The following is a 3,414-nucleotide window of genomic DNA, read 5'->3' on the forward strand; positions in this document are numbered from 1 at the left end:
AGTCTGTCTACTGGTCTGAGCACGACGAACAGCAATGTGAGCAGCCTGTCGACTTCGACGTCGAGCGGTCTGAGCACAGCGAACAGCAGCGTCAGCAGTCTCTCGACTTCCACATCGTCTGGCCTGAGCACGGCCACGAGCAGCATCGACAGTCTGTCGACGTCCACGTCGAGCGGTTTGAGCACGGCGACCAGCGGTATCTCCAGCCTGTCCACGGGCTTGAGCACCACGAACAGCAACGTGAGCAGCCTGTCGACTTCGACGTCGAGCGGTCTGAGCACGGCGACGAGCAGCATCGACAGTCTGTCGACGGGTCTCAGCACCGCGACTAGCGGCATCTCCAGCCTGTCTACCGGCTTGAGCACCACGAACAGCAACGTCAGCAGCCTGTCGACCTCGACGTCCTCGGGTCTGAGCACGGCGAGCAGCAGTGTCAGCAGCCTGTCGACTTCCACGTCGAGTGGCTTGAGCACGGCCACGAGCAGCATCGACAGTCTGTCGACATCTACGTCGAGCGGCTTGAGCACGGCGACCAGCGGCATCTCCAGCCTGTCTACCGGCTTGAGCACGACGAACAGCAATGTGAGCAGCCTGTCGACCTCGACGTCGTCCGGTCTGAGCACGGCGACGAGCAGCATCGACAGCCTGTCGACTTCTACTTCGAGCGGTCTGAGCACGGCGACCAGTGGTATCTCCAGCCTGTCCACGGGCCTGAGCAGTACGAACAGCAACGTGAGCAGCCTGTCGACCTCGACGTCGTCGGGTCTGAGCACCGCGACCAGCGGTATCTCCAGCCTGTCTACAGGCCTGAGCACCACCAATAGCAACCTGGACAGCCTCTCAACGTCGACGTCGAGTGGCCTGAGCACGGCGACCAGTGGCATCTCCAGCCTGTCCACGGGCCTGAGCACGACGAATAGCAACGTCAGCAGTCTTTCGACCTCGACGTCCTCGGGTCTGAGCACCACGAACAGCAACCTGGACAGCCTGTCGACTTCCACGTCGAGCGGTCTGAGCACAGCGACCAGCGGCATCTCCAGCCTGTCTACAGGCCTGAGCACCACCAATAGCAACCTGGACAGCCTCTCAACGTCGACGTCGAGTGGCCTGAGCACGGCGACCAGTGGGATCGCCAGCCTGTCCACGGGCCTGAGCACGACGAACAGCAATGTCAGCAGCCTGTCGACCTCGACGTCGTCGGGTCTGAGCACGGCCACGAGCAGCATCGACAGCCTGTCGACGTCTACGTCGAGCGGCCTGAGCACGGCGACCAGTGGGATCTCCAGCCTGTCAACGGGCCTGAGCACCACCAATAGCAACGTCAGCAGTTTGTCGACGTCCACGTCGAGCGGCTTGAGCACCACGAACAGCAACGTGAGTAGCCTGTCGACCTCGACGTCGTCCGGTCTGAGCACGGCGAACAGCAGTGTCAGCAGCCTGTCGACTTCCACGTCGAGTGGCTTGAGCACGGCCACGAGCAGCATCGACAGTCTGTCGACGTCTACTTCGAGCGGCCTGAGCACCGCGACCAGTGGCATCTCCAGCCTGTCTACCGGCTTGAGCACGACGAACAGCAATGTGAGCAGCCTGTCGACCTCGACGTCGTCGGGTCTGAGCACGGCGACGAGCAGCATCGACAGTCTGTCGACGTCTACTTCGAGCGGCTTGAGCACGGCGACCAGCGGTATCTCCAGCCTGTCCACGGGTCTGAGCACCACGAACAGCAACGTCAGCAGCTTGTCGACCTCGACGTCGTCGGGTCTGAGCACGGCCACGAGCAGCATCGACAGCCTGTCGACGTCTACTTCGAGCGGCCTGAGCACCGCGACCAGCGGTATCTCCAGCCTGTCCACGGGTCTGAGCACGACCAACAGCAACGTGAGCAGCCTGTCGACCTCGACGTCGTCCGGTCTGAGCACAGCGAACAGCAGCGTCAGCAGTCTCTCGACTTCCACGTCGAGCGGCTTGAGCACGGCCACGAGCAGCATCGACAGTCTGTCGACGTCTACTTCGAGCGGCCTGAGCACGGCGACCAGCGGCATTTCCAGCCTGTCTACGGGCCTGAGCACCACGAACAGCAACGTGAGCAGTCTGTCGACCTCGACGTCGTCGGGTCTGAGCACGGCGACGAGCAGCATCGACAGCCTGTCCACGGGCTTGAGCACCACGAACAGCAACGTGAGTAGCCTGTCGACTTCCACGTCGAGCGGCTTGAGCACGGCCACGAGCAGCATCGACAGTCTGTCGACGTCTACTTCGAGCGGCTTGAGCACGGCGACCAGTGGCATCTCCAGCCTGTCTACCGGCCTGAGCACGACGAACAGCAATGTGAGCAGCCTGTCGACGTCTACTTCGAGCGGCTTGAGCACGGCGATCAGTGGTATCTCCAGCCTGTCTACCGGGCTGAGCACGACCAACAGCAACGTCAGCAGCTTGTCGACGTCTACCTCGAGCGGTCTGAGCACCACGAACAGCAACGTGAGCAGCCTGTCGACTTCGACGTCGAGTGGTCTGAGCACCGCCACGAGCGGCATCGACAGTCTGTCGACGGGTCTCAGCACCGCGACCAGTGGCATCTCCAGCCTGTCCACGGGTCTGAGCACGACGAACAGCAACGTCAGCAGCCTGTCGACTTCCACGTCGAGTGGCTTGAGCACGGCCACGAGCAGCATCGACAGTCTGTCGACGTCCACGTCGAGCGGCTTGAGCACGGCGACCAGCGGCATCTCCAGCCTGTCTACGGGCCTGAGCACCACGAACAGCAGCGTGAGCAGTCTGTCGACTTCCACGTCGAGCGGCCTCAGCACGGCTACCAGTGGTATCTCTAGCCTGTCCACCGGCCTGAGCACCACCAATAGCAACCTGGACAGCCTCTCAACGTCGACGTCGAGCGGTCTGAGCACAGCGACCAGCGGTATCTCCAGCCTGTCCACGGGCCTGAGCACCACGAACAGCAACGTGAGCAGCTTGTCGACCTCGACGTCGTCGGGTCTGAGCACGGCGACGAGCAGCATCGACAGCCTGTCGACTTCTACTTCGAGCGGCCTGAGCACGGCGACCAGTGGGATCTCTAGCCTGTCAACGGGCCTGAGCACCACCAATAGCAACGTCAGCAGCTTGTCGACGTCTACCTCGAGCGGTCTGAGCACAGCGACCAGCGGCATCTCCAGCCTGTCCACGGGCCTGAGCACCACGAACAGCAACGTCAGCAGCCTGTCGACGTCAACTTCGAGTGGTCTGAGCACGGCGACCAGCGGTATCTCCAGCCTGTCGACGGGTCTGAGCACGACGAACAGCAACGTCAGCAGCCTGTCGACGTCAACTTCGAGTGGTCTGAGCACGGCCACGAGCAGCATCGACAGTCTGTCGACGTCTACTTCGAGCGGCTTGAGCACGGCGACCAGTGGTATCTCC

1 protein-coding gene is annotated in these 3,414 nt (G+C 62.4%); it reads left to right on the top strand.

Annotation, left to right across the window (positions count from 1 at the left end; translation table 11 throughout):
* Positions 1-240: 240 nt before the first annotated feature.
* Positions 241-3,414 (top strand): beta strand repeat-containing protein (locus tag AC07OH_RS26200; RefSeq protein WP_495302773.1); only part of this gene is annotated, 3,174 nt, incomplete at its 3' end.

The organism is Variovorax sp. GW821-FHT10C12 (assembly GCF_059415405.1).